Origin of the sequence: Pseudoduganella lutea (assembly GCF_004209755.1) — a bacterium.
In the GTDB taxonomy this organism is placed as follows: domain Bacteria; phylum Pseudomonadota; class Gammaproteobacteria; order Burkholderiales; family Burkholderiaceae_D; genus Rugamonas; species Rugamonas lutea.
Genome location: NZ_CP035913.1, coordinates 4,235,724 through 4,261,618, shown reverse-complemented (window position 1 = coordinate 4,261,618; position 25,895 = coordinate 4,235,724). Strand labels below are relative to the sequence as shown.

19 protein-coding genes are annotated in these 25,895 nt (G+C 66.5%); 12 read left to right on the top strand and 7 right to left on the bottom strand.

Annotated features, from left to right (window positions below; translation table 11 throughout):
- Window positions 1-59 precede the first annotated feature (59 nt).
- The 4 genes from EWM63_RS18100 to EWM63_RS18085 form a co-directional block, all read right to left on the bottom strand.
- Window positions 60-1,802, bottom strand: a complete 1,743-nt coding sequence (locus EWM63_RS18100) for a bifunctional protein-serine/threonine kinase/phosphatase (protein WP_130187783.1) — start codon at window positions 1,800-1,802, stop codon at window positions 60-62.
- A gap of 43 nt (window positions 1,803-1,845) precedes the next feature.
- Window positions 1,846-2,658, bottom strand: a complete 813-nt coding sequence (locus tag EWM63_RS18095; RefSeq protein WP_130187782.1) for a formate/nitrite transporter family protein — start codon at window positions 2,656-2,658, stop codon at window positions 1,846-1,848.
- A 263-nt stretch (window positions 2,659-2,921) separates the two neighbouring features.
- Window positions 2,922-5,192: a CHASE domain-containing protein gene (locus EWM63_RS18090; protein ID WP_130187781.1), complete on the bottom strand. Its 2,271-nt coding sequence runs from the start codon at window positions 5,190-5,192 to the stop codon at window positions 2,922-2,924.
- A 248-nt stretch (window positions 5,193-5,440) separates the two neighbouring features.
- Complete coding sequence (locus EWM63_RS18085; RefSeq protein ID WP_130187780.1) at window positions 5,441-5,776, bottom strand: hypothetical protein; 336 nt, start codon at window positions 5,774-5,776, stop codon at window positions 5,441-5,443.
- Window positions 5,777-5,905: 129 nt separating this feature from the next.
- Here EWM63_RS18085 and EWM63_RS18080 point away from each other — a divergent pair, with 129 nt between their 5' ends.
- From EWM63_RS18080 to EWM63_RS18040, 9 genes are all read left to right on the top strand, one after another.
- The gene (locus EWM63_RS18080) at window positions 5,906-6,367 is read left to right on the top strand and encodes a MarR family winged helix-turn-helix transcriptional regulator (protein WP_130187779.1); all 462 of its coding nucleotides are present in this window, start codon (window positions 5,906-5,908) and stop codon (window positions 6,365-6,367) included.
- A 277-nt stretch (window positions 6,368-6,644) separates the two neighbouring features.
- Window positions 6,645-9,194, top strand: coding sequence for a M1 family metallopeptidase (locus EWM63_RS18075; RefSeq protein ID WP_165390859.1), 2,550 nt, complete (start codon window positions 6,645-6,647; stop codon window positions 9,192-9,194).
- Complete coding sequence (locus tag EWM63_RS18070) at window positions 9,194-9,685, top strand: DUF6702 family protein (protein WP_229487362.1); 492 nt, start codon at window positions 9,194-9,196, stop codon at window positions 9,683-9,685. The genes EWM63_RS18075 and EWM63_RS18070 overlap by 1 nt, the downstream gene beginning before the upstream one ends.
- A gap of 130 nt (window positions 9,686-9,815) precedes the next feature.
- Window positions 9,816-10,601 (top strand): 2OG-Fe dioxygenase family protein, encoded by a 786-nt coding sequence (locus EWM63_RS18065; RefSeq protein ID WP_130187777.1) that lies wholly within the window; start codon window positions 9,816-9,818, stop codon window positions 10,599-10,601.
- An 85-nt stretch (window positions 10,602-10,686) separates the two neighbouring features.
- Window positions 10,687-12,039, top strand: coding sequence for a hybrid sensor histidine kinase/response regulator (locus EWM63_RS18060; protein WP_130187776.1), 1,353 nt, complete (start codon window positions 10,687-10,689; stop codon window positions 12,037-12,039).
- Between the two features lie 633 nt (window positions 12,040-12,672).
- Window positions 12,673-13,335: a CerR family C-terminal domain-containing protein gene (locus tag EWM63_RS18055; protein ID WP_130187775.1), complete on the top strand. Its 663-nt coding sequence runs from the start codon at window positions 12,673-12,675 to the stop codon at window positions 13,333-13,335.
- A complete protein-coding gene (locus tag EWM63_RS18050; protein ID WP_229487361.1) occupies window positions 13,332-14,783 on the top strand; it encodes an efflux transporter outer membrane subunit in 1,452 nt (483 codons plus the stop codon). Before EWM63_RS18055 ends, EWM63_RS18050 begins: the two co-directional genes overlap by 4 nt.
- An 8-nt stretch (window positions 14,784-14,791) precedes the next feature.
- A complete protein-coding gene (locus tag EWM63_RS18045; protein WP_207221111.1) occupies window positions 14,792-16,018 on the top strand; it encodes an efflux RND transporter periplasmic adaptor subunit in 1,227 nt (408 codons plus the stop codon).
- Between the two features lie 9 nt (window positions 16,019-16,027).
- The gene (locus tag EWM63_RS18040; RefSeq protein ID WP_130187773.1) at window positions 16,028-19,192 is read left to right on the top strand and encodes an efflux RND transporter permease subunit; all 3,165 of its coding nucleotides are present in this window, start codon (window positions 16,028-16,030) and stop codon (window positions 19,190-19,192) included.
- A gap of 141 nt (window positions 19,193-19,333) precedes the next feature.
- On the opposite strand, the gene EWM63_RS18035 is transcribed toward EWM63_RS18040, so the two are convergent.
- Entirely contained in the window at window positions 19,334-20,104 is a 771-nt protein-coding gene (locus tag EWM63_RS18035; protein ID WP_130187772.1) for a GAF domain-containing protein, read from the bottom strand.
- A gap of 157 nt (window positions 20,105-20,261) precedes the next feature.
- Here EWM63_RS18035 and EWM63_RS18030 point away from each other — a divergent pair, with 157 nt between their 5' ends.
- Both EWM63_RS18030 and EWM63_RS18025 read left to right on the top strand, forming a co-directional pair.
- A complete protein-coding gene (locus EWM63_RS18030; RefSeq protein WP_130187771.1) occupies window positions 20,262-21,863 on the top strand; it encodes a methyl-accepting chemotaxis protein in 1,602 nt (533 codons plus the stop codon).
- An 84-nt stretch (window positions 21,864-21,947) separates the two neighbouring features.
- Complete coding sequence (locus EWM63_RS18025; RefSeq protein WP_130187770.1) at window positions 21,948-24,008, top strand: ATP-binding response regulator; 2,061 nt, start codon at window positions 21,948-21,950, stop codon at window positions 24,006-24,008.
- Here EWM63_RS18025 and EWM63_RS18020 read toward each other — a convergent pair.
- The gene (locus EWM63_RS18020; RefSeq protein ID WP_130187769.1) at window positions 23,989-24,660 is read right to left on the bottom strand and encodes a response regulator; all 672 of its coding nucleotides are present in this window, start codon (window positions 24,658-24,660) and stop codon (window positions 23,989-23,991) included. The genes EWM63_RS18025 and EWM63_RS18020 overlap by 20 nt on opposite strands.
- Before the next feature lie 211 nt (window positions 24,661-24,871).
- Here EWM63_RS18020 and EWM63_RS18015 point away from each other — a divergent pair, with 211 nt between their 5' ends.
- Entirely contained in the window at window positions 24,872-25,285 is a 414-nt protein-coding gene (locus tag EWM63_RS18015) for a hypothetical protein (RefSeq protein ID WP_130187768.1), read from the top strand.
- A 10-nt stretch (window positions 25,286-25,295) separates the two neighbouring features.
- Here the strand turns inward: EWM63_RS18015 and EWM63_RS18010 are convergent, their stop codons facing one another.
- Window positions 25,296-25,862 (bottom strand): GNAT family N-acetyltransferase, encoded by a 567-nt coding sequence (locus EWM63_RS18010; protein WP_130187767.1) that lies wholly within the window; start codon window positions 25,860-25,862, stop codon window positions 25,296-25,298.
- Between the last annotated feature and the right edge of the window lie 33 nt (window positions 25,863-25,895).

Here is a 25,895-nt window from a genome sequence, read left to right as displayed (position 1 = left end):
ACGCCCCGCTACAACTCGATGGAGCCGCTGGACTGACTGCAGGCCCGCCGCTTTGTGACCTAGCGCCGCAGCGCCAGGTCCACGACCAGCGCCATCAGCAGCACGAACGACACGCCCTTCCAGAATGCCAGCGGGCTGCGCTCGATCAGCGCCGGCCGCGTGCGATCGAGGAAGGCGCGGTTCGGCCGGTGCAGGTCGAACACGAATTCGTCGACATCCTCGTGGCGCTTGCCGGGGTCGATCGCTACCGCCTTCTCGATCGCCGCGTCGACCCAGGCGGGAATGGCCGGATCGTGCTCGCGCGCGGGGGTGTACACGAGCTTGCGTTGCGCCGCACGGGTTTTCGCCTGCGGGATCTGCACGCCATAGGGCAGTTGCCCGGTCAGCATGTGGTAGGCAAGCACGCCCAAAGAAAAGATGTCGGAACGCACCGTGCCCGGCTCGCCGAGGAAGTATTCGGGCGCGGCGTACAGCGCCGCGCCCGTGAGCGTGAAGCCCTCGTCGCCGGCCGACGGCGCCATCTCGCGCACGCCGGCCACGCTGGCCGAGCCGAAGTCGATGATCTTCGCCGTACCGGTGCGGTCGATCATCACGTTCTCAGGGCGGATATCCTGGTGCAGCATTTCCAGCCGGTGGAACGCGCGCAGTCCTTTCGCCACCTGCCCGACGATATCGCGCGCCGCGTCCAGGTCCGGCCTGCCGCGGTCGCGCAGCCACTGGGCCAGTGTCATGCCTTCGATGTATTCGGTGACCAGGTAGACATAGCTGCGCGGGCGCTCGTGCACGACGGGCTCGCACACGTGCGGGCTGACGATGCGCCGCGCGATCCACTCCTCCATCAGGAACCGTTCGAGATAGGCGGGATCGTCGCGCAGGTCGATCGAGGGCGCCTTGATGGCCACCGGCTCGCCGCTGGCCAGGTCGAGCGCCAGGTAGAGGTGGCTGCGACTGCTGCCGTGCAGCGTGCGCATGATGCGGTAGCCGTCGAATTCACTGCGCGGCTCGAACTGCGGCGGGAACGGCAGTTCGGCCATCTGCTGCAGCAGTTCGCCCGCTTCGTGCGCCTGCAGCGATTCCACCCGCACCAGCTGCACCGTCAGGTTGTCGGCACTGCCGTTGGCCAGCGCGCGCGCAACCAGCAGCCGCGCGGCTTCGTCCAGGTTCGCGCCGGCCGACAGCGCCTCGTGCACCTCGGCGGCGTTCACGTATTCATGCACGCCATCGCTGGCCAGCATGAACAAGTCGCCCGCGTGCAGGGTCACCGTACGGTAATCGATCTCCAGGTGCGCATCCACGCCCAGCGCGCGTGCCAGGTAGCTCTGTCCGGGCGATACCCAGACACGGTGCTCGACCGTCAGTGGTTCCAGCGCGGCCGTGTGGCCGCCGGCATGCACCCGGCAGATGCGCGTATCGCCCACGTGGAACAGGTATGCCGTGTTCGACTTGATCACCATCGCCGACAGCGTGCACACGTAGCCGCGATCCTTGTCGTAGCGCCCCTGCCCCTGCTGGGTCTGCGCGTAGAGCCAGGAGTTGGTGGCGGCCAGCACCCGCTCCACCGACGTCTTCACGGACCACGCGTCCGACGTGCAGTAGTAATCCTCGAGGAAGGCCGCCACCGCCGTTTCGCTGGCGATATGGCTGACGTCGCTGCTGCCGATGCCGTCGGCCACCGCCAGTGCTGCGCCCTTCACCGACAGCAGCGGCTCGCGCGGCACGTGGCTGCCGTGGAAGTCCTGGTTGACCGCCTTGCGACCGGCGTCCGTGTGCTGGCCGATGGACAGTGTCAGTCGGTCAGTCATGGTGGCGGTGGCAACGGGCCGCGCGCGGGGGGTTCAATCTAACTTAGTTGAATTTGCGTTTTGCGCCGGTGCGCACGTGCGTCGAGTACAGCGTGAGGCCGGTAAAGGCCAGGCCGCCCACCAGGTTGCCCAGCACGGTCGGGATCTCGTTCCAGATCAGGTAATCCATGATCGTGAAATTACCGCCCATCATCATGCCGAACGGAAAGAGGAACATGTTCACCACCGAGTGCTCGAACGCCATGAAGAAGAACAGCATGATCGGCATCCACATCGCCAGTACCTTGCCGCCCACGGTGGTCGACACCATGGCGCCCACCACGCCCATCGACACCATCCAGTTGCACAGCATGCCGCGGATGAACAGCGTGAGCATGCCGGCCGCGCCATACTCGGCATAGCCGGTGGTGCGGTTTTCGCCGATGTGCGCCACGGTCTGGGCGATCTTGCCGCCATCGGTGTTGAAACCGTACGTAAACATGTAGGCCATCAGCACGGCCACCGTGAAGGCGCCGAGGAAATTACCGACAAAGACGATGCCCCAGTGCTTCAGGATGCGGGGAATCGTCACGCCGGGACGCCGGTCGATCCAGGCCAGCGGCGTGAGCACGAACACACCGGTCAGCAGGTCGAAGCCCATCAGGTACAGCATGCAGAAGCCAACCGGGAACAGCAGGGCGCCCACCAGTGGAATGCCGGTGGCGACCGTGCAGCTGACCGCGAATACGGCCGCCAGGGCCAGGATCGCGCCCGCCATGTAGGCGCGGATCAGCGCGTCGCGCGTGGCCATGTAGATTTTCGATTCGCCCGCATCCACCATCTTGGTCACGAATTCGGTTGGCACCAGGTACGCCATGTTTTTCCCCTTAAGTTTTGGTCAGTGAGCTGTGCGCTCTTTATTCAAGGGAGAGCAAGAAGCGGGCCTACCGCCAGGGCCGGCTGAAAATTGATGAGCGACGGTCAGCTCATGCTTTCGGCGCACGAAAGTGGCCCGTCGCGCCATACGGTGGTGCGCCGCTGCACCAGCCGGGATCGCCATGCGCGATCGCGGAGCATGGTATCGAACAGAGTGGTTTCGGCGTCCCCCAGCCTTCGGGCCATCTTGGTGCAGCGGCCCGGCTAGGCTGCCGCTGCCCGCGGCACGGTGCGCGGCAGCGTGATCACCACCGTGGTGCCGCTGCCCGGTGTGGATTCCACGCGGATATTCCCCTTCAATACCCCGGTCACGATGTTGTAGACGATGTTCATGCCCAGGCCGGACCCGCCCTGCCCCATCTTGGTGGTAAAGAACGGATCGTAGATCTGGTGCAGCGTGCGCCCGCTCATGCCCACGCCGTCGTCGGTGAAGCGCAGCTCGGCCATGTCGTCGTCCAGCGCGTGGGCGGTGATCGTCACCGTGCCGTGCGGCCGGCCGTCGAAAGCGTGCAGCAGCGCGTTGTTGATCAGGTTGCTGAGTACCTGGCTGACGCTGCCCGGATACGAGTCGCAGTCCAGGCTGTCCGGCACGTCCACCCGCACGGCGCAGCCGGCGCGCCGCAACTGCGCGGCAAACGTGGCCACCGTATCGCGCACCACACCGCCGAGGCCAAAACGGCGCCGCTGGTCCGATGCCTGGTCCACCGCCACCTGCTTGAACGACGTGATCAGGTCGGCCGCCTTGCCCAGCGACCCGGCGATGATGGCGCACGCGGCCTGCGCATCGGCCAGGTGCGTTTCCAGCGCCGAGCGGCGCAGGCCGGGCCCGTCCAGCTGGCACTGCAAGTCCGTTACCCGGTCGGCCAGCGCGGTCGCCGTCAGCAGGCTGTTGCCGATCGGCGTGTTCAGTTCATGCGCGATGCCGGCCACCAGCGCGCCCAGCGACGCCATCTTCTCGGACGTGAGCAGCGTATCCTGCGCCTGGCGCAGCCGGTCCAGCACGTCGGACAGTTCACGGTGCGCCTGTTCCACCTGGGCCTTCTGCTGCGCCAGCTCGGCCAGGCTGTTCTCGAGCGCGGCCTCGGTGCGGCGGCGGTCGCTGATGTCGCACAGCACCCAGACGCTGCCCTTCTCCGGCGCCTGCCGGTCCACCACGCGTCCGTTCACGATGCACCACATGCGGCCGCCATCGCGCCGCGTCAGTTCCAGTTCGCGGTGCGTGCGCTGGCCGGAAGGACCGCACACGAAGGGATCCGGCCCGGCCGGCACCAGCCCGGCCGTCGACTTGCCGGCCAGCGTGCCATGCGGATAGCCCAGCATTTCCTCCATGCCGCGGTTGCAGCGGGCGACGCGGCCATCCGCGAACAGGCCGATGCCGACCACGGCGCTGTCCTGCAGCGCCCCCTGCTCTTCCAGCGCGGCGCGCAAGGTGTGCGCCAGCGCGCGGCGCCGCTGCAGCGTGACGAGCAGTGCGCCGATCAGCGCACTGATCAGGAAACCGCACGCGCCGATCAGCCAGATGGTTTCGCGGTCGCGCCCGTAGCGCGCGCCATCGTAGCCGGCCACCTGCACGAGCCAGCGCCGCTGGCCCACGTTCAGCACCGCCTTCGACTGCAGGCCCGGCACGGTGGTACGCCCTTCCCGCGCGCCACCCTGCTTGCCGGCGCTGTCGAACAGCAGGCCGCCCAGCGCCGGTTCGGGCGGGGTACCTTCGTGCAGGTAGCCGGTGTCGTGGATGACCACCTGCAGGTGGCGCAACATCGGCGGATCGATGACTTCGCGCATCAGGTCGGTGACGCGGAACACGATCGCCACGAAGCCCACCAGGGCCGCGCGGCGCTCTTCCGCCGTGGCGACCGGCACGTTCTTGCGGTAGACCGGCAGGCGGGCAATGAAGCCGGGCTGGCCGCTGGCATCCTGCACCAGCGTGATGCGTTCGGTGGCCACCACCTCGCCCGTGTCGCGCCCGAGTTCGAGCGCGCGCAGGTGGGCGGGCAGCGCGGCCAGGTCGAGCCCGAAGGCGTTCTCGTTGCCCGCCATCGGTTCCGTGTAGACGATCGGATAATGCTCGTCGCGCACGATCGACGGGTGGATGCGATAGCCCGGATACCCGCCCGGCGCGATGCCGGTATCGGCACGCACGGTGGCCACGTGCCCGGCCAGGTCTTCCTCGCGCACGCGCAGCGCCCACTGGATCGCCTGGAAGCCGGGATAACGCTCGGCCAGGTCCAGCTCGGCCACGTAGCGGTGGAAGTCGGCGCGGCTCACATGCTCGTTCACGGCAAACGTGCCGCGGATCGCCAGCAGCGTGTCGAAATAGGTTTTCAGGCGCGCCTCGGTGTCGCGCACCACCTTGTCCGCGTCGTAGCCAAAGCGGTCGGTAATCTGCCGGTCCTGCGTTTGCATGGCGAACAGGCATGCCCAGGCGGTCAGGCAGATCCCGACGGCAAAGGCCAGGTAACCGTGTGCACGCATGTTGTCCCCTGCTTGTGCTTATATTATGCAAGCAACTATAGCATGGGGCCTCGTGCGATCCGGACCGTGCGGCAAGGCCGAGGCCGGTGCGGAACGGCGCCCGGGCGCTACGCGACGGCGCGTGGAATGGTTGTGGAAACGGCTGTGGAACCGCGGGAAAAACCGGAGGAACGCGGCACGAAGCCGCACAACGCGGCGAAAAGCGGGCGGGAGGAAAAAGGCGCCTTGCAGGAAGGCGCCGGGTTTGCTTACTCGATCAGCGCGGGTGTGCCGTCGGAGAGGAAGGCACCGAAGCAGCGCGTGCATTCCAGGCAGAACAGGTGCGGCACCCGCACGCTCTTCTGCCGCAATACCAGCTGCAGGTGCCCCTCGGCACATACAGGGCAGGTTTCACGCATGGTGCCACAGGTACGGATTTCATCCGCGAGGTAGGTATCATCGAAGCGCACGCCATCGACCACCGTCTGGGGATCGAGCTGGACAAGGTACAGGTGCGCCGGGCTGGCCCGCTGTTCGGCCGGTGTCGAATAATGCGGGCTTGTACGCGAGGCTGGTGCGTCTACTCGGTTGCTTGCACGATTCATTCTGAACCTCCATGCCCGCCATGGAAGGACGGGCCTGAACACGATAGCCAAATCGGCTGCCGCATGCAAGCACATTCGTCCCTTCAAAAGTAGGTTGCAATTAGATCGCGCACTATCTATACTGTGGACATGAAAACGCCGCCCTCTCCCTCCCCTTCCTCGCTGGTGCCGCAGCTCGACCAGCAGCTGTGCTTTGCGCTGTATTCCACTTCGCTGGCCATGAACAAGCTGTACCGCAAGCTGCTGCGCAAGCTCGATCTCACGTATTCCCAATACCTGGTGATGATGGTGCTGTGGGAGCGCAACGAGCAGACCGTGAGCGAACTGGGCGACAAGCTGTTCCTGGATTCGGCCACGCTGACGCCGCTGCTGAAGCGGATGGAACAGGCGGAGCTGATCACCCGCACACGGTGCGCGAACGATGAACGCCAGGTCATCATCGCGCTGACCCCGAAGGGCGACGCGCTGCGCGAACAGGCCAAGGCAATTCCACCGTGCGTGCTGGCCGCCAGCCAGTGCAGCCTGGACCAGGTGCAGGACCTGAAGGGGCGGCTCGACACGTTGCGGGCCAGCCTGGCGGACGCCGGCTGACGCTGTCCGTCGCGCTGGCGCGACAGGGTGGCAGCCGGGCCGGACAGCGGACGTCCGGCCCGGCTGCCCCGCGGCCCACCAGCGGTGCGCCCTGCCATGCGCGATTGTCCGGCGCGGACGTCCGCACCCGGCAATGTTTCCGCTTTGTTACAAACAAGCCGCCAGCACAGACTGACGAGCACGCTTAGAATATCCCGGCTGTTTCCACAAAAACACGAAGGCGTATCGCCCGGCCAGACCCGGCACGGCGCGGCACCCTCACTGCCCTGGGGTATCAATGAAGCGCCTGCGCATCGTCACCACTGTATTCACCGCCAGCCTGTCCGCACTGGGCCTGGCCGCCTCCGCCTTTGCCGCCGCACCGCCGGCCGGCACGTTCGACGACAAGTTCCGCCAGCTCGACGAGCTGCTGCCCACCGCCACGCCCTACCGTACCGCCTCGGGCGCGCCCGGCCACCAGTACTGGCAGCAGCGTGCCGACTACACGATCCGCGCCACGCTCGATGAAGCGAACCGCTCGATCTCGGGCACGGAACAGGTCACGTACCACAACAACTCGCCGGACACCCTCACTTACCTGTGGCTCCAGCTGGACCAGAACATCTACAAGTCCGACTCCGATGCGCGCCGCGTGCAGACCGCGCCGTCGCGCGAGGCATGGATGAAGCCGCAGGGCGAGGAAGGCGGCGCCAAGTTCGAAGGCTTGCGCAACGTGCTGACCGGCCGCGAATTCGATGGCGGCTTCAAGCTGTCGAACATCCGCAGCGCCGGTGGCGCCCCGCTGAAGTACGTGGTCAACGGCACCATGATGCGCATCGACCTGCCGTCGCCGCTCAAGCCGGGCGACAAGGTCACGTTCGGCATCGACTGGTCGTACAAGATCAACGAGCAGAAAGTGCTCGGCGGCCGCTCCGGCTACGAATATTTTGAAGACGACAAGAACGCGCTGTTCGAGATCGCCCAGTGGTTCCCGCGCATGGCCGCCTACTACGACGTGGCCGGCTGGCAGCACAAGCAGTTCCTCGGTTCCGGCGAATTCACGCTGGAATTCGGCGACTACGACGTGAAGCTCACCGTGCCCGCGGACCATATCGTGGCCTCCACCGGCGAGCTGCAGAATCCGGGCGACGTGCTGACGGCGGCCCAGCGCGACCGCCTGGCAAAGGCGCGCACCGCGAGCAAGCCCGTGCTGATCGTTACCCAGGCCGAGGCGGAAGCAGCGGAAAAGACGGTCAGCAAGGCCACCAGGACCTGGCACTTCAAGGCGAAGAACGTGCGCGATTTCGCCTTTGCCTCGTCGCGCAAGTTCATCTGGGATGCGCAAGGCTACAAGAAGGATGGCACGAACGTGCTGGCGATGTCGTACTACCCGAAGGAAGGCAACCCGCTGTGGGAGCGCTATTCCACGCCATCGATCATCCACACGATCGAGCAGTACAACAAGTACAGCTTCGACTACCCGTACCCGACCGCCATTTCCGTGAACGGCCCGGTGGGCGGCATGGAGTACCCGATGATCTCCTTCAACGGCCCGCGCCCGACGAAGGACAAGAAGACCGGCGAACTGACGTATTCCCAGCGCACGAAATATGGCCTGATCGCCTTGATCATCCATGAAGTGGGCCACAACTACTTCCCGATGATCGTCAACTCGGACGAGCGCCAGTGGACGTGGATGGATGAGGGCCTGAATTCCTTCGTCGAATACCTGGCCGTGCAGGCATGGGAAAAGGACTTCCCGATCGGCCGCGGCGACCCGCGCGACATCACCGCCTACATGCGCTCGACGAACCAGGTGCCGATCATGACGAACTCCGAATCGGTACTCCAGTTCGGCAACAACGCCTATGCGAAGCCGGCCACCGCGCTGAACATCCTGCGCGAGACGATCCTGGGTCGCGAACTGTTCGACCACGCGTTCCGCGAATATGCGCGCCGCTGGAAGTTCAAGCGCCCCACGCCGGCCGACTTCTTCCGCACGATGGAAGACGCGTCCGGCACGGACCTCGACTGGTTCTGGCGCGGCTGGTTCTACACCACGGATGCCGTGGACATCAGCCTGGACAACATCACGGAATTCAACATCAGCACGCAGGACCCGGAAATCGAAAAGGCATGGGCCCGCGCCCGCAAGGCCGAGGAGCCGGTGTCCATCACGGACCAGCGCAACGAGGGCATGGAGCGCCGCATCGACCGCCATCCAGAGCTGAAGGACTTCTACAACCAGCATGACCAGTTCACCGTCACGAATGCGGACCGCAACAAGTACAAGGAAACACTGGAAGGCCTGGAGCCATGGCAAAAGGATCTGCTCAGGCAGGGCAAGTACATCTACCTGGTCGACTTCACCAACAAGGGCGGTCTCGTGATGCCGCTGATCCTGGAGATCACGCTCAAGTCGGGTAAAAAATACATCGAACGCGTGCCGGCCGAAGTGTGGCGCTACTCGCCGCAGAAGGTGACGAAGCTGCTGGTGACGGACGAACCGATGACGGCGCTGGCGCAGGACCCGTACTGGGAAACGGCCGACATCGACACCAGCAACAATGCGTGGCCGCGCAAGGCCGTGCCGTCGCGCCTGGAGCTGTTCAAGATGGAGCGCAAGCCGAACGACATGATGAAGGACTTCAATGCGCCGCTGAAGGGCGATGAAAAGACAAAAGCGGAGGCAAAGCCGGCCGATACCGCCACGCCGGCCAATGGCGCCGCCGCCAAGCAGCAGGCGGAAACGAACCAGCTGAAGGAGGCCGCGCCTGCGCAGCCGGCCACGCCGCCCGCCACGCAGCAAGCCAATCCATCGCAGCCAACGCCGGAGCCCGCCCGCTGATGCTGCGCTGGTTCAGGAACGCCGCCCTCGCGGCGGCGGTGTTGTCCGGCACCGCCACGGCCCACAACTACCACATGGGCCTGGCGGACATCGGCTACAACGCCGACACCGGCAACACCGAGATCGTGCACACGTACACCGCGCACGACGTGGAAGCGCTGCTGGCAAACCTGTACGGCCGCCAGTTCGACCTCGGCCTCGACGAAGGCCAGGACGCGCTGCGGCGCTACCTGGACAAGCGCTTCGTGCTGGCCGCGGAAGGACGGCGCCTGCCGTTGCAATGGGTGGGCGTCAAGGCCAGCGCCGACACGATCACCGTCTACCAGCAGGTCGACGGCGCCGCGCTACCCGCCGGCACCGTGCTGAAGAATGGCGTGCTGACCGATTTCCTGCCGGGGCAGATCAATACCGTCAACGTGGGTGGCAGCGCGGGGCGGGCTGCCGCCACGCTGACGTTCACGGCGGCGAAGGAAGAGCAGCGGCTGCCCTGAGCGCCATGCGCTTGCGACGGTCGCCGCCCGGCCATTCCTTCCAATGCGTATCGGCTGAATTGCTCCCCTGACGCCCCGCCAGTTGAAGTCGTACAATACGACAATATTTTTCAACCAATGAAGGTGCGCCATGACGCCGCAGTTCACATCCCTCGACCAGGTCACCCAGGCGCTGCGTACGCAAGGCTGGGCCTTGCTGGCACCGGCCGACGTGGCGGCGCTTGCCGGCACACCGCTGGCGCAGCTCGACGCGCTGGCGCCGGGCTGGGATACCCTGGAACTGGACAATTACCTGAAGGACGGCGGCCGCTACCGGCGCCGCCGCCACTCCTGCTTCGTGCAACACGTGCAGGAAGACCAGGCGCTGGCGCAGACCCCGCACCGGGCCCACTGGCAAAGCGTGGAATACAATGCGCTGCACGGCGGCATGCACCGCATGTTCGCACCGGTGCTGCCGGAAACGGTGGAAGCACCGGGCTGGCAGGGTTTGCTGACGGCGCTGGGCCGGCTGTTTTCCAGCGTGCGCGACGAGAAGACGTGGTATGTGGAAGCCCATCAGTTCCGCATCGACACGGCCGACGGCATCGGCCGCCCCACGCCCGAAGGAGCGCACCGCGATGGCGTGGACTACGTGGCGGTGGCCCTCGTCGGCCGCCATGGCATCAAGGGTGGCGAGACACGCATCTTCGAAGCCGATGGCCCGAACGGCAAGCGCTTCACGATGACCGAGCCATGGACGATGCTGCTGCTCGACGATGCGACCGTGATCCACGAATCGACGCCGATCCAGCCGGTGGCCGCGCATGGCCACCGCGATACGCTGGTGGTCACGTACCGTGCGGGCGGTTTCCAGGGCGAGGTGCAGGCGGAGATGCCGGCAGAAGCGCAAGCCGCCGCCCGGGGCGGGGATGCCTGAACACCGTAGTCGCGCGGGCGCCGCCGGCCCCGCATTTCATTTATAGTCGGACACACCAAACCGGATGACAGCACAGGGCAAACGAGTGGACTCCACCTACGAAATCGAACCGGGCGAAATCGAGATCCTGATCGTCGAGGACAGCCCCACGCAGGCCGAGCGGCTGCGCCGCCTGATCCAGTCGGTCAAGTACAAGGCGCGGGTGGCCGGCAACGGCCGGCTGGCGCTGGCGGCGATCGCCGAACGCAAGCCGCACCTGGTGCTGTCGGACATCGTGATGCCGGAAATGGATGGCTACGAATTGTGCCGTGCGATCAAGACCGATCCGGCGATGCGCGACATTCCCGTCATCCTCGTCACGTCGCTGAACGACCCGAAGGACATCATCCGCGGCATCGAATGCGGCGCCGACAATTTTATCCGCAAGCCCTATGCGGAAGACTACCTGCTCAACCGCATCGGCCACATGCTGGTCAACCAGAAGCTGCGCAAGGACCAGAACATGGAAGTGGGCATCGCCCTCTACCTGGGCGAGCAGAAGCACTTCATCAATGCCGAGCGCCAGCAGATCCTCGACCTGCTGATCTCCACTTATGAGCAGGCGGTGCAGGTCAACAGCGAACTGCAGGCGCGCGAGCGCCAGGTGATCGAACTGAACATGCGCCTCGCACACCATGCCGGGCAGCTGGAAACGATCAACCGCGAGATCGCGCTGAAGAACGTGGAACTGGGCGAGGCCAGCCGGACGAAATCGGCCTTCATCGCCAATATGTCGCACGAGTTGCGCACGCCGCTGAACGCCATCATCGGCTTCACGGGCGCTTTGCTGATGAAGCTGCCCGGGCCGCTGACGGACGAGCAGGAAAAGCAGCTGAACACCATTCGCGGTTCGGCGCGCCACCTGCTTTCGCTCATCAACGACATCCTCGACGTGGCCAAGATCGAAGCGGGCAAGGTCACGCTGTCGATCGAGCACGTGCAATGCCAGGACTTGGTGCGCCAGGTGGCTGAAACACTGCGCCCGCTTGCGGCGCAAAAAGGGCTGGCACTGGAAGTGGTGCTGGACGAACAGCCGGTCTCCATCGACACCGACCGCCGTGCGCTCACGCAAATCCTCATCAACCTGGCCAACAACGCCATCAAGTTCACTGAAAAAGGCACCGTGCGCGTGACCCTGGCGCGGCGCACCCTCGATGGGGGCGGCACGGCGGCGGAATTTTCCGTGTCCGACACGGGGGCCGGCATCCGCGACGAGGACCAGGCCAAGCTGTTCCAGGCATTCTCGCAACTCGATTCCACCTCGACTCGCCATGCCGAAGGCGCCGGCCTCGGCCTTTATCTGTGCCAGAACCTTGCCAACGTGCTCGGCGGCTCGCTGTTCTTCAGCAGCGAGTTCGGCAAAGGCAGCACGTTCACGCTGCAACTCAAAGCACAGTAAACGGACAAGACCGCTGCCTGGCCGGGGCGGTCGCTATACCTTCCAATAGTCGCGTATGTTTTACGCAACCGCAAAATATTTTTGCGGAGAGCATTGTCGCGCCGCTTGCATTCCTGTCGCGTCAGCTCAGCTGAAGAACTCTTGGTGATTCCGAATTTACGCTTTGGGATATTTGCCGCAGGCCGCCGACACCAAATTTTGTTGCAGTGCACATAACCGCTGGAAACGCTTCCGATCCAGAGGGGGCGCGCGCACGGTAGTTTTACGGTATTGCAGCGCAACATATACCAAGCTATATTGGAACCGTCTCCTCCAAGCGTTCTCCGAACAATTGGACCTCGCCCGCAGCCCCTGGCTCGCGGGCATTTTTTTGCCCGTATATCCCGCTATATTTCCAGAAACCGGGGTCAGACCCCAAATCCTGGCAATATTTCCCATGATTGGGGTCTGACCCCGGTGCCAGCCCGTCACTTTCCTTTTGCCGCGCGTCCGATGACGCACCGGTACCGTCGCACCATCTTCCATCCCGCAGCGCCGTCCAGTAACGCCGGCCATCCAGCAAGCGCACAGCGTCTTGTTCAAACGAATGACTTACTTATATCAATCGTTTTAAATCTATGATTTAATCGAGGGATGTCAGAAAAACACATACGCAAGATCCGTTCGGATGGCGAACAGTCGCGCGAGCGCCTGCTGGGGGCGGCCATGCGGCTGTTCGCCGCGCAGGGATTCAATGCCACGTCCACCCGGGAGATCGCCCTGGCGGCGGGCGCCAACGTAGCGGCGATCGCCTATTACTTCGGCGACAAGGCGGGCCTGTACCGCGCGGCGCTGACGGACTTCATGCCACCGCCGGAAAAGAACATCGCCCAGTTCGACCAGCCCGGCTTCACGCTGCGCGAGATGCTGCACGGTTACTACACGCAGTTGCTGGCGCCGATGATGGAAGGCGACATCGCCCAGTTGCGCCTGCGCATGTGGCTGCGCGAAGTGCTGGAACCCACCGGCATCTGGCAGAACGAGATCGATAACGGCATCCGCCCCGAGTTCGAGGCGCTGGCCGCCGTGCTCGCGCGCCACCTCGACGTGGCGGTGGACGACGAGGTGCGCCGGCTGGTGCATGGCGTGGCGGCCCTGGGCGCGCACCTGATGATCTCGCAGGACATCGTTGCCGCCGTCACGCCGCAGCTGGTGGCGGCACCGCACGCATTGCAGGAATGGATACCGCGGCTGGTCGACTATGCCGAGGCGATCGTCACCGCCGAACACGAAAAAAGAAGGAAAGGAGCAGCATGAATCCAGCAGCACCGATCATGAAGTCGACGACGAAGCTGGCAATGACGCTGGCGGTCGCGCTGGCGCTGGGCGGCTGCGCGCTGTCCGGTCCGCCGCCGGTCGTCGAGTCGAAGGAACCAGCGCAATGGCATGCGCCCTTGCCCCACGGGGGAACGGTCACCCAATTGTCCGGCTGGTGGCGCGGCCAGGGCGACCCGCTGCTGGCGGAGCTGGTGGAGGCAGCGCAGGTGGCGAGCCCCACGGTGGCCGCGGCACGCAGCCGGCTGGCGCAGGCGCGCGAACAGCGCGTGGCCGCCGGCGCGGCGCTGGCACCGACAGTCGACGCGGCGCTCACGTCCACCCGCGCCAGCCAGCAAAGCGCCGCGATGCCCACCAACACGACGTCGCAGGGCTACCTGCAGGCGTCGTGGGAAATCGACATCTTTGGCGCCAACCGCGCCGTGCGCGATGCGGCGCAGGCCCGCTACGAGGGCGCGCAGGCAGGCTGGCACGATGCACGCGTCTCCGTGGCGGCCGATACCGCGAACACGTATTACCAGCTGCGCGCCTGCGAGCGCTTGCTCGACGTGGCACGCCAGGATGCCGCCTCGCGCGCCGATACCGCGCGGCTGACGGAACTGACGGCGCAGGCGGGCTTCGAGGCGCCCGCCAGCCTGGCGCTGGCCCGCGCCAGCGCGGCCGATGGTGCCAACCGCGAAATCGCACAGCGTGCCCAGTGCGAGGTGGACGTGAAGACGCTGGTCGCGCTGACCGCGGTCCCTGAACCAGAGCTGCGCAGCCGGCTGGCGGCCGGCGCCGCCGACCTGTCGCCGGCGCAGGGCATCGGTATCGACGCCTTGCCGGCCCAGACGCTGGCCCAGCGGCCGGACGTGTTCAATGCCGAGCGCGAAGTGGCCGCGGCCAGCTTCGAAGTGGCCGGCGCCCGCGCCCAGCGCTATCCGCGGCTGGGCATCTCCGGCGCGATCGGTCGCGGCCAGATCCGCGCCGCCGGGGAAAGCGTGACCGCCAATACGTGGACGATCGGCCCGGTGCAGGTGACCCTGCCCATCTTCGATGCCGGCCGGCGCCGCGCCGCCGTCGCGGCGGCGCAGGAGCGCTACGAAGCGGCCGTGACCAGCTACCGCGGCAGCGTGCGGCAGGCCGTCAGCGAAGTCGAACAGGCGCTCGTCAACCTGCAGGGCACCGACCTGCGCGCCGTGCAGGCGCAGGCCGCGCTGGAAGGCTACCGCGCATCGTTCACGGCGGCCGAAGACCTGTACAGGAACGGCATGGGCAGCCTGCTGCAGCTGGAAGACGCGCGCCGCACCCGCCTCGCCGCCGAGAACGCGATGATCGCCGTGCAGCGCGAACGCAGCGCCGCCTGGATCGCGCTGTACCGCGCGGCCGGCGGCGGCTGGAACCGCGACAATTCGAACGCATCCGTGATGACCAACGCGAGCAATCCATGAAAAAGAACATGACCAATCCGAAAACGAAGTCGAGCACAGCGTCGGGTGCAAAGCCGGGCACGCAGTTTGGCACCAACGTGGTCAAGCAGCCGCTCGCGCTGGTACTGCTGGCCGCGCTTGCCGTGGGCACCGCCGGCGTCACGCTGTACAGCCCCTCCTCCACCGCGGCCGATGAAAAGAAACCGGCCGCCACGCCGGCGCTGACCGTGTCCACCACCCGGCCGCAGCAGGCCACGCTGCCACTGCGGCTCACCGCGAACGGCAATGTGGCGGCGTGGCAGGAAGCCTCGCTCGGCAGCGAGTCGAACGGCCTGCGGCTGACCGAGGTGCGCGTCAACGTGGGCGACGTGGTGAAAAAAGGCCAGGTGCTGGCCGTGTTCTCGGCCGATACCGTGAACGCCGACGTGGCGCAGGCGAAAGCCGCGCTGGCCGAGGCACGGGCCAATGCCGCCGAGGCCCAGGCCAATGCGAAGCGGGCACGCGCCGTGCAGGCGTCGGGCGCGCTGTCCGAGCAGCAGGTCTCGCAATACCTGACGGCCGAGCAGACGGCCAACGCACGCATCGAGTCGGCCCGCGCGGCCCTGGCCTCGCAGCAGTTGCGACAGAAATACACGCAGGTGGTGGCGCCGGACAGCGGCGTGATCTCGGCGCGCAGCGCCACGGTGGGCTCGGTGGTGGGCGCCGGCACGGAACTGTTCCGCATGATCCGCCAGGGCCGTCTCGAATGGCGTGCCGAGGTGACGGCGGCGGAGCTGAAGAACATCCGCATCGGTGGCACGGTCACGGTGAAGGCGGCCAACGGCAGCGAGCTGAAAGGCAAGGTGCGGATGATCGCCCCCACCATCGACCCGCAGACGCGTTCCGCGCTGGTCTATGTGGACCTGCCACCGGATACCCGCAGCAATGCACCGTTCAAGGCCGGCATGTATGCCAGCGGCCACTTCGAGCTGGGCACCTCGGGCGCGCTGACCCTGCCGCAGCCGGCCGTGGTGGTACGGGATGGCTTCCCCTACGTGTTCCGGCTCAATGCCGATTCGCGCGTGAGCCAGCTGAAGGTGCAGACGGGACGGCGCATGGGCGACCGGATCGAGATCCTGTCCGGCGTGGGCGACGGCATGCAGGTGGTGCAGAACGGTGCCGGCTTCCTGAACGATGGCGACCTGGTGCGGGTTGCCAATGCAGGGCCGGCGGCTGCGGCCACGTCACCCGCGGCAAACCAGCGCGCCGCGAATTAAGGAGCCGCGATGAACTTTTCCGCCCTGTCGATCCGGAATCCGATTCCGGCGATCATGCTGTTCGTGCTGCTCACGCTGGCCGGCCTGATGGCCTACAAGGCCAACCCGGTGCAGGACTTTCCGGACATCGAACTGCCGATCGTGACGGTCAGCGCCTCGCTGCCGGGCGCCGCCCCGGCGCAGCTGGAAACCGAGGTTGCGCGCAAGATCGAGGATTCGGTCGCCACGCTGCAAGGCGTGAAGAACATCTACACCAAGGTGCTCGACGGCGTGGCCACGATCACCGTGGAGTTCATCCTTGAAAAGAACATCTCGGACGGTGTCAACGAAGTGCGCGACGCCGTGTCGCAGGTGCGCGCCGACATGCCGGCCGAACTGCGCGAACCCGTCGTCAGCAAGGTGTCCACGGCCGGCCGGGTGATCACCACGTACGTTGCCGTGAACAAGCCGGGCTCCACGCCCGTCGACGATGCCGACCTGTCGTGGTTCGTCGATAACACCGTGGCGAAGCGTCTGCTGACGGTGCCCGGCGTGGGTTCCGTCAACCGCGTGGGCGGCGTGGACCGCGAGATCCGCGTGGAACTGGACGACGCCCAGATGGCCGCGCTGCGCGTGTCGGCGCTCGACGTGTCGCGCCAGCTGCGGCTGGTGCAGCGCGAAGCCCCGGGCGGCCGCGGTGACGTGTCCGGCGCGGAGCAGTCGGTGCGCACGATCGGCACCGTGCAGTCGGCCCAGGAACTGGCGCGCATGGACATCCCGCTGGGCGATGGCCGCCACGTGCGCCTCGACCAGGTGGCGAAAGTGACCGACACGATCGCCGAACCGCGCGCGATCGCCACGCAGGACGGCAAGCCGGTGGTGGCATTCGAAGTGTTCCGCACCAAGGGCGCCAGCGAAACGGCGGTGGAGGACGGCGTGCAGGAAGCGGTGGAGGAACTGCGCAAGGCGCATCCGAACCTGGAACTGAAGCAGGTGATCGACAACGCCTTCCCCGTCGAGGAGAACTTCGAGGGCTCGATGGAGCTGCTGTACGAAGGCGCGATCCTGGCCGTGATCGTGGTGTTCTGGTTCCTGCGCGACTGGCGCGCCACGCTGGTGGCATCGGCCGCGCTGCCGTTGTCCGTGCTGCCCGCCTTCCTCGGCATCTACTGGTTCGGCTACACGCTGAACACGGTCACGCTGCTGTCGCTGGCGCTCGTCGTGGGCGTGCTGGTCGACGATGCGATCGTGGAAATCGAGAACATCGAGCGCCACCTGGCCATGGGCAAGACGCCGATGCAGGCGGCGCTGGAAGCTGCCGACGAAATCGGCATGGCGGTCATCGCCACCACGTTCGCGCTGGTGGCCGTGTTCCTGCCGACCGCGTTCATGGGCGGCATTCCCGGCAAGTTCTTCAAGCAGTTCGGCTGGACCGCCGTGCTGGCCGTGCTGGCGTCGCTGGTGGTGGCGCGGCTGCTGACGCCGATGATGGCCGCCTACCTGCTGAAACCGCACAAGCCGAAGCATCCGGGCCACGTGGAAGAAGACGGTCCGATCATGTCGCGCTACATGCGCACCATGAAATGGTGCCTGAAGCACCGCATGTTCACCGCGCTGGCGTCGGCCATCTTCTTTGTCTGCTCGATCATGCTGGTGGGGCTGCTGCCAACCGGCTTCGTGCCGCCGGCCGACCGCGCGCAGACGCAGGTGAACGCCGAACTGCCGCCCGGCTCCACGCTGGCGCAAACGCGTGAAGTGGCCGAGCAGGCACGCCTGGCCGCGATGCGGGTGCCCGGGGTGACCGGTGTGTTCAGTTCGATCGGCGGCGGTTCTTCCGGCGATGCGTTCGCGCCCGGCGCCGCGGCCGAGGCACGCCGCGCGGTGCTGACGATCACCACCGTGCACCGCACCGACCGCGATGAAACGATGGCGGAAATCGATTCGCTGCTGCGCCGCCAGCTGGCCAATATCGCCGGCGCCCGCTTCACGGTGGGCCCGCCCGATACCGGCGTGAAGATGCAGCTCGTGCTGCAGTCGGAAGATCCCGATGCGCTGATCGCGGCCGCGCGCCGTGCCGAGCGCGAGCTGCGCACCTTGTCCGGCATCGGCAACGTGACGTCGTCGGCGTCGCTGGTGCGGCCGGAGATCATCGTGCGCCCCGACTTCGCCCGCGCCGCCGACCTGGGCGTAACGGCCGCGTCGATCGGCGAAACGGTGCGCGTGGCCACGGCCGGCGACTACGACTTCGACCTCACGAAAATGAACCTGCCGGAACGCCAGGTACCGATCCGCGTGAAGCTGCCCGATTACGTGCGCGCCGACCTCGACGCGATCGGCCGCCTGACCGTGCCGGGCCGGAACGGCCCCGTGCTGCTGGCCAACGTGGCCACGATCACGATGGAATCGGGCCCGGCGCAGATCGACCGCCTGAACCGCAGCCGCAACGTGACGCTGGACGTGGAACTGGGCAGCCGCACGCTGGGCGAACTGAACGCCGAGGCGCGCAAGCTGCCTTCGCTGGCCAACCTGCCGCCGAACGTGCGCATCGCCGAACTGGGCGATGCACAGGAAATGGCGTCGCTGTTCGCCAGCTTCGGCATCGCGATGGCGATCGGCGTGCTGTGCATCTATGGCGTGCTGGTACTGCTGTTCAAGGACTTCATGCAGCCGGTGACGATCCTGGCCGCGCTGCCATTGTCCATCGGCGGCGCCATCGTGCTGCTGCTCATCACCGGCAGCGCGCTCTCGATGCCGTCGATGATCGGCCTGATCATGCTGATGGGGATCGTGACGAAGAACTCGATCCTGCTGGTCGACTACGCGATCCTGGCGCGCGACGCCGGCATGACGCGCACCGAGGCGCTGGTGGATGCGTGCCACAAGCGGAGCCGCCCGATCCTGATGACGACGATCGCGATGGGCGCCGGCATGATGCCGCTGGCGCTTGGCCTGGGCGCCGACCCCAGCTTCCGCGCGCCGATGGCGATCACGGTGATCGGCGGCCTGATCACGTCCACCTTGCTGAGCCTTCTGGTAGTGCCGGCCGTGTTCACGTACGTCGACGACATCGAGCACTGGCTCGGGCGCATGGTGCGCAAGCTGCGCCACAAGGACCATCCGCACGCCGACCAGCCGCATGGCGAGGCGGCCAACCTGCCGCAAGCGACCGAGCCCGGCAAGGCCGGCGGCCACTGATACATAACCGCTCGGCAAAACTGGGGACGTACCCCTGTTTAGAGGCAACATCGACACAGTTTCCATTAAACAGGGGTACGTCCCTGGTTTTTCCTCAAAACCAGGGTACGTCCCCGGTTTTGGGGTGTGGCAACGGTGGGGTTACTTCTTGCTTACTTCTTCCGAAGCGATATCGGCAAGGTCGATCAGCGCCTGCAGTTCGGCGCTGCGCAGCTTGCGCGGTTCGCGGTCGATCACGCACAGTGTGCCGAGCGCCTGGCCCTCCGGGTCACGCAGCGGCACGCCCGCATAGAAGCGGATCTTCGGATCGCCCTGCACGAGCGGGTTGTCGCGGAAACGCGGGTCGGCTGCCGCATCTTCCACCACGAACGGTTCGCCGCCCAGGATGGCGTGCGAGCAGAACGCCCACTCGCGCGGCGTTTCCTGCGCGTCCAGCCCCACGCGCGCCTTGAACCACTGCCGGGTCGAAGTGAGCAGCGACACGAGCGCGATCGGCGAGCCGGTCACCTGCGCGGCGAGACGCACGATGCGGTCGAAGCGGGCCTCGGGCGGCGTGTCGACGAGGCCGGAGGCGGACAGCGCCACCAGCCGCGTCGCCTCGTCCCTGCCCGCTGGATAGGCCGGCGCCCGACGCGGCGAAAATTCGGCGGACAAGGGGGATAAGGAAGACAAGGGGGGCGATGCCGGCGACAGCGCCGCCTCGATGGCCTGCCCGACGGTGGCCGAAGGCTGGCCGGGGGAACGCTCCAGCAGACCCTGGATGGCGGAAAGCCGGGTGCGGCGGTGCCCGCCGGGTGTTTTCCAGGAGGCGATCGCGCCGCTTTCCATCCACGTCTGGACAGTACTGGTGGCAACGCCCAGCAGGCGCGCCGCGGCAGTGGTGGTGAGAATCGGGTCGTCGGTAGTGTTCATGGTGCAACCTTGTGAGGCAACAGTATACGGGCTGGCAAGGCAATTTGACGATTTTGATGGGAACGCACAACAAATCCTTAAATTCAGCAATTTGTGTTGATTGATGGAAATTATTGAGGCATGATTTCAATCAAATCCGTCAAATTCAAAGCCCGCCATGCTCACCTACCGTCACGCCAGTATCGCCACCAAGCTCTATTCCGCGTTTGCGCTGGTCATGCTGTTTACCGCCATCCTTGCCCTCGTGGCCATTTCGCGCGTCAACCAGATCGATGCCGCGCTCGACAACGCGAACGATTTGCGGCGCCTGGAGTTCGACCCGCTCGTCAACGCGCGCGAAGCGCTGGCGCAGACCGGCATGGCGGCGCGCAATGCCTACATCTTCCGCGATGACGATGCAGCCATGCGCGAACTCGACATCCTCGACCGCGAGAAGGCGTTGTACCTGGCGGAACTGGGCAGGCTGGAGCCGCTGTTGCGTGACAATCCGAAGTTCACGAAGGTGCGCGATGGCATGCTGCAGATGGCGCGCGAACTCGAACGCCCGCGCAAATACCGCGTGGCCGGCGAGATGGAACAGTACGGCACCTTCCTCATGGAGGAGTGCAGCCCGCTGCGCCGCACCATCGTGGCCGACATCGATGTGCTGATGAACGAGCTGAAAGAGCGTAACCGCGTGGCGACCGATGCCGCCGCCGAGAAGGCCGATACGGCAGGCTGGTGGATCGGCACGCTGGCCATCGTCAGCGCCCTGCTGTGCGTGCTGGTCGGTACCGCCATCGTGCGCGGCCTGCTGCGCCAACTGGGCGGCGAACCAGGCTATGCGGCCGGTGTGGCGCGCGCCATCGCCCGCGGCGAGCTGCACCGTCCCGTGGAGACGGGCGGCGCCCATCCGAAAAGCCTGCTGCATGCGATGGGCACGATGCGCGATGGCCTGGCCGGCATCGTGACGGATGTGCGCAGCGGTACGGTGGCGATCACCTCGGCTTCGGCCGGCATCGCCGCCGGCAATGCCGACCTGTCGGACCGCACCGAGGCGCAGGCCGGCGCGCTGGCGCGGGTTGCGGCCTCGATGGAGCAACTGGTCGGCTCGGTGCGTGCCAATGCGGGCTATGCGGAGGAAGCCAGCACGCTGTCGCGGCAGGCGTCGGATGTGTCGCGCCAGGGCGGCGAGGCGGTGGACAGCATCGTCGCTACGATGAACCTGATCGGCGCGTCGTCGAAGAAGATCGTCGACATCATCGCCGTCATCGATGGCATCGCGTTCCAGACCAATATCCTGGCGCTGAATGCGGCGGTGGAAGCGGCACGCGCCGGCGAACAGGGGCGTGGCTTCGCGGTCGTCGCCAGCGAAGTGCGCAGCCTGGCGCACCGTTCAGCCGCCGCCGCGAAGGAAGTCAAACAGTTGATCGAGGATTCGGTGGCCAAGGTCGACACCGGCACCGTACTCGTCGGCGCGGCGGGGACCACGATGAAGGAGGTCGTCACCGGCATCGCCCGCGTGTCGGCGATCATGCAGGATATCTCGAGCGTCACGCGGGCCCAGAGCAGCGACATCGAATCGGTGGGCAAAGCCATCGGCCAGCTCGATGAGATGACGGTGCGCAACGCCGCGCTGGTCGAACAGGCCACCGAGGCCGCACAGTCGCTGCGCATGCAGGCCGACCACCTGGCCGGCGTCGTCGACAGGTTCCAGCTCGAGGAGACGGCGGCCGGCGCACCGGCGGCCGGCACGCCCGTGCGCCGGCTCGCCAGGTGACCCGCTGGAACGTGGCGCCGCGACCACCGCTACCACTTGTCGACGTGCTATCGTGACAGGGAAATCATAACGCGGGGAGGGATCTTGGGATCGCTTTCGTGCTTGATCGCCCGGCAGGGAGCGAAGCTGCCGGCCTCGTGGCAGGCGGCAGCCCGGCGCAGGCTGCGCAGGGTGTCGCGCCTGCGCTCGCGCAGCGCCGCCGCCCTGCGCAGCCTGCGCGAGACCTTCACGCTGCCGGCGCCGTTTCCGAGCGACATGGAGCACCGCTTCCTGGTCGATTACGGGCACCGCTTCGCGCCGTTTCGCCGCGCGGCCGCCCTCCTTGCCCTGCTGATCCTGCTGGTATTCGCGGTCTTCGATTATTTCCTTTTCCGTCAGGTCGACGGTTTTCCTCTCGCACAAGTGTGGCTGTGCCGGGCCGTCATCTGCGCCGTGCTGCTCCATTGCGTGCTGAAGTCGCTGACGGCCGCCTTCTGCAACGACCGCACGGCGCATGCCACGTTGCTGTCCGGCGTGGCGGTGGTCGTGGCCGGCGAGTTGCTGATGATCGCGCTCGTTCCGCCCTCCATCGCCTTCAACGGTTATTTCGTCGCGCTGTGCATGGCGACGTTCTACCTGTTCGGCTTCCTGCACTTGCGGGCGCGGCCGGTCATGCTGGCCGGCCTGGCCACGCTTGGCGCCGTCATTGCCACGCATGGCGCCCTGCTCGGTACCGGACGGGGCGGCCTGCTGCCCGAAGTGGGGTATGGCATCCTGTTCCTGGCGAACATGGTGGCGATCGGGCTCGGCATGTCGATCAAGCTGGAACGGAACGCCCGGCGCCAGTTCCAGCAGGAGTGCGAACTGTCGCAGATGAACGCACGGCTCGGCAGGAGAAATGCCCAGCTCGCCGACGAGAAGGAAGAAAACCAGATCAAGGCGCAGGCGCTGATCCGGCTGAAGGATGAGCAGCGCAGCCAGGCCCTGCGGGCGAGCCAGGAAACCGCCCGGTTCCTGGCCGCCGCCGCGCACGACCTGCGCCAGCCGATGTTCGGCCTGGGCCTGGCGCTCGAGGCCATGCAGCGCGCCCTCGACAGCGGCGACACGGGCGAGGCGAAGCGGCTGACGGTGCTGTCGATCCGCTCGGCGCGCACGATGGCGACGACCTTCAATGCGGTCCTCGACCTGTCGCGCCTCGAATCGGGCTTTGTCGCGCCCGACCTTTCCCATTTCGACATCAACGACCTGCTGCGCGAAGCCGTGGCGGAACTCGGCTCGTTCGCGCAGAGCCGCGGCGTGGCGCTGCACGCGCGCATGCCGGTGGCCCCGATCGTCGTGGTCAGCGACCGGCAGATGTTGAGCCGCATCGTGCGCAACCTGGTCAGCAATGGCATCAAGTATGCCCGCCACGATGGAGCCCGCGGCGCCTTCGTCCTGATCGGTGCCGTGCGGCTGCAGACCCGGATTCGCATCGACGTGATGGATAACGGCATCGGCATCCCGGCCCAGCAATGGCACCGCGTGTTCGAACCGTTCGTGCAGCTCGACAATGCGGAGCGCGATCGCGAAAAAGGCCTGGGCCTGGGCCTGTCCATCGTCAGCGCCATGGTCGCGCTGTTGCCGGAACACCGGCTCGAGTTCAAGTCCGCGGTGGGGCTTGGCACCCGTTTTTCGATCGACGTGCCGCGCGGTGTCGGCATGGCGGGCACCGACCCGGCGCCCGCCGGCGATCCGGCGGTGGCCGATCTGCATGGCCTGTATGTGCTGGTCGTCGAGGACGACTGCCTCGTGCGGACCGCCATGGAAGCGCTGCTGGGCCAATGGGGCATGCTCGTGGACACGGCTGCGGGGATCGCCGAGGCGCGCACGCTCGCGGCCGGGCTCGAACGCGTGCCGGACCTGATCATCACGGATTTCCGCCTGCCCGATGGGGCGACAGCCGCCGACGTGCTCGATATCCTGTTGCCGGCCTGCGGCGATGGCGACCGGTGCCCGCCGGTGCTGGCCGTGACCGGCGAAGTCGAGGCCGCGATGGCAAGCCTTGCCGGCCGCACGGTGGCCGTGTTGTCCAAACCTGTGCATCCGGAACGGCTGAAAGCGGCGATTGCCCAGGCGGTCAGCCAGGCCAGCACAAGCCCGGTGGAAGTCAGCCGCTGCGTGGAATGACGATGCCGCGCCGTGCCATTTCCACGATCAGTTCGGTGCGCCGGCGCACGCCGAATTTTTCCAGCAGCCCGCCGCTGTATTCCTTGACCGTGTTTTCCGTCAAGCCCATCTTGCGTGCGATCGACTTGTTCGACAGGCCCTGGCAGATATAGCCGAGCGTTTCAGCCAGCCTGGGGGACAGGGCCAGGCCGTCCAGACTGGCCGCCGGCCGCGCCGCGGGGCTGAATCCGCCTTTGCCCATCGCCGTGTGCGGCAGGTAGATCTGGCCGCGCAGGATGGTGTCGAGCGCCGAGCGGAACACCAGATTGCCTTCGTCGCTGCTCTTGGAAATGAACCCGCTGGCGCCGGCCTTGATGCATTCCATCACCGTGTCGCGGTCATCCTGCCCCGACAGCATGATGGTGTGCAGCGGCAGGTCGTGCTCGGCGACCCAGCGCAGCACTTCCATGCCCGAACGCCCCCTGCCGAGCTGGTAATCGAGGAACATCAGGTCATAGGAACCACGGGCCAGCATGCCGAGGCAGGTGTCCACGTCGCCGGCCTCGTCGACCGACAGCAGCGGATCGCACTGGACCAGCAGGGTCTTCAATGCCTGCCGCGTCAACGCCTGGTCTTCCACCAGCAGGGCATTGCGGAAAAATGCGGGTTCCATGGTGTTCCGGTTCCGGTATGGGAGCGTTCATCGTAGAGCAATTCCCCGAAGGGAGACACCCTGCGAAGTGGGGGCTCCCTTTTCATGGCTTCCTGTGGTGGCCTCCTGCCCTGCCTTTCCCGGGTAACGGAAAGCGCGGCGCATTGTCATAATGATCCGGTTACCAGGCGCTCCGCCGGCGCAGAACGGCGGCCTCGACAGGGGAACCGACATGAACACACGCTGCATGGCCTTGCCCGCTTTCTTCCATCGACCGCCCCGGAGCTCCGCGGCGCAGGCCCGCCGCTGGGTGCTGGCGGCGGGCCTGCTGTCCGGTGCCGGCGCGGCGGCGCATCCCTACGGGCCGTTCGGCCTGCCAATCTTCCTGCCCGCGCCACCGCCGCCGGCTTTCCTGCGGCCGGCCCCGGTCTTCGTGCCAGCGCCGCCGCCCGTGCAGGCTTCGCCGGCGCGCCGGGCACAGCGGCCACAGGCATCGTCGCAGCCAGCGAGCCGGCCGGCGCGGCTGGCCGATGACGGCATGGCACAGTGCCCCTTGAACGGCGGCGCCAGCCAGGGCTGCATCGGCAAGCGACCAGGCGAGGACCGCATCGCATCGGAATTCCGCACGGCCGGCACGCGGCCATGACCGGGTGGCGCTAGCGTTGGCGTCGAGGTGCCAGCTCTTGCCATTCCCGTCGCAGCAGGCCATACATCAGCGAATCGCAGACCTCGCCGCCCACGATCCAGCGCTCGCGCAACAGGCCTTCGCGCTGGAAGCCGAGGCGCTCCAGCGCGCCCGTCGAGGCCGTGTTGCGCGGGTCGATGTCCGCTTCCAGCCGGTGCAGATCGAGTTCGACGAACGCGAATTCCAGCAGCACCGCCAGCGCCTCATTCATGTAGCCCTTGCCCCAGTGCGCGCGATTGAGCGCATAACCGACTTCGCCGCGCCGGTTCGTCCAGTGCAGCCGGCACAGGACGCAATTGCCGATCTGCCGGCCCGTTTCGTTCAGCACGATCGCGAACCGGAAGGCCTCGCGCGCGGCAAAGGCCGCCGCATCCTCGGCGATCTGGCGGGCGGGGCGCTCCGGATCCGTCCACGCCGGCTCGCTGAAGTAGCGCATCACTTCGGGATCGCCGTGGAGGGCGAACAGGTCGTCTTCGTCGCCGGGGCGCGGCGGGCGCAGCGTGAGCCGCGTGGTGGTCAGGGTGATGTGATAGCTCATCGGGCAATCATACCCGGTTGTCGATGGGCGATC

Bases quoted from the DNA above. Each gene is read 5' to 3' on its own strand.
- EWM63_RS18080 (WP_130187779.1), top strand. From the start codon at position 5,906: ATGAAAACGCCGCCCTCTCCCTCCCCTTCCTCGCTGGTGCCGCAGCTC.
- EWM63_RS18085 (WP_130187780.1), bottom strand. From the start codon at position 5,776: ATGAATCGTGCAAGCAACCGAGTAGACGCACCAGCCTCGCGTACAAGC.
- EWM63_RS18020 (WP_130187769.1), bottom strand. From the start codon at position 24,660: ATGGAACCCGCATTTTTCCGCAATGCCCTGCTGGTGGAAGACCAGGCG.
- EWM63_RS18045 (WP_207221111.1), top strand. From the start codon at position 14,792: ATGACCAATCCGAAAACGAAGTCGAGCACAGCGTCGGGTGCAAAGCCG.
- EWM63_RS18015 (WP_130187768.1), top strand. From the start codon at position 24,872: ATGAACACACGCTGCATGGCCTTGCCCGCTTTCTTCCATCGACCGCCC.
- EWM63_RS18090 (WP_130187781.1), bottom strand. From the start codon at position 5,192: ATGCGTGCACACGGTTACCTGGCCTTTGCCGTCGGGATCTGCCTGACC.
- EWM63_RS18030 (WP_130187771.1), top strand. From the start codon at position 20,262: ATGCTCACCTACCGTCACGCCAGTATCGCCACCAAGCTCTATTCCGCG.
- EWM63_RS18075 (WP_165390859.1), top strand. From the start codon at position 6,645: ATGAAGCGCCTGCGCATCGTCACCACTGTATTCACCGCCAGCCTGTCC.
- EWM63_RS18035 (WP_130187772.1), bottom strand. From the start codon at position 20,104: ATGAACACTACCGACGACCCGATTCTCACCACCACTGCCGCGGCGCGC.
- EWM63_RS18040 (WP_130187773.1), top strand. From the start codon at position 16,028: ATGAACTTTTCCGCCCTGTCGATCCGGAATCCGATTCCGGCGATCATG.
- EWM63_RS18055 (WP_130187775.1), top strand. From the start codon at position 12,673: ATGTCAGAAAAACACATACGCAAGATCCGTTCGGATGGCGAACAGTCG.
- EWM63_RS18065 (WP_130187777.1), top strand. From the start codon at position 9,816: ATGACGCCGCAGTTCACATCCCTCGACCAGGTCACCCAGGCGCTGCGT.
- EWM63_RS18100 (WP_130187783.1), bottom strand. From the start codon at position 1,802: ATGACTGACCGACTGACACTGTCCATCGGCCAGCACACGGACGCCGGT.
- EWM63_RS18095 (WP_130187782.1), bottom strand. From the start codon at position 2,658: ATGGCGTACCTGGTGCCAACCGAATTCGTGACCAAGATGGTGGATGCG.
- EWM63_RS18010 (WP_130187767.1), bottom strand. From the start codon at position 25,862: ATGAGCTATCACATCACCCTGACCACCACGCGGCTCACGCTGCGCCCG.
- EWM63_RS18050 (WP_229487361.1), top strand. From the start codon at position 13,332: ATGAATCCAGCAGCACCGATCATGAAGTCGACGACGAAGCTGGCAATG.
- EWM63_RS18070 (WP_229487362.1), top strand. From the start codon at position 9,194: ATGCTGCGCTGGTTCAGGAACGCCGCCCTCGCGGCGGCGGTGTTGTCC.